Genomic DNA, 492 nt, shown 5'->3' with positions numbered 1-492 from the left:
TTTGTGCTGTGGTACTTGGCAGCTTGTTAAATTTAACTTGGTCATCAGCTTTGTAGCGCGATAACGGCTTAACTTGTAACCATTGTTTGTAATTATTCCAGCAATGGTACGTGCGCCAGCAGAGCCATTACTCAGCTTATGAATTGCTTTCACTTTAGCTTCTAAACGAAGTTGCTCCGGTGAAGGGGGGTGTATCACTTTTAGCCCAATACTTATAGCTACTGCGGTGTACACTAAACACCTTACACAACACTGTGACAGGGTAACGCTCTCGTTGATTTAACTTCTCAATTAGCGAGAATTGTTCAGCGAGTCCGACATCAAGAGAGCTGTAGCCTTTTTTAGAATGTCCTTTTCTAATTCAATGCGTTGTATTTGCTTTTTAAGTTCTCGGATTTCTATCTGCTCAGGTGTCATTGGTGCTGCTGTTGGGGATTGGCCATTACGTTCTTGTTTAAGCTGATTAACCCATTTACTCACTGTTGATTTACC

Annotated in this window: 1 pseudogene; it reads right to left on the bottom strand. The window is 41.7% G+C overall.

From position 1 onward, the window contains the following. A pseudogene (locus BGP78_RS23015) lies at positions 1–492 on the bottom strand (IS3 family transposase); the annotation flags it as partial.

It is taken from the genome of Pseudoalteromonas sp. MSK9-3 (genome assembly GCF_003590335.1).
Classification (GTDB): domain Bacteria; phylum Pseudomonadota; class Gammaproteobacteria; order Enterobacterales; family Alteromonadaceae; genus Pseudoalteromonas.
The sequence above is the reverse complement of the archived record's forward strand: the minus strand, read 5'-3'. Positions and strand labels throughout refer to the sequence as shown.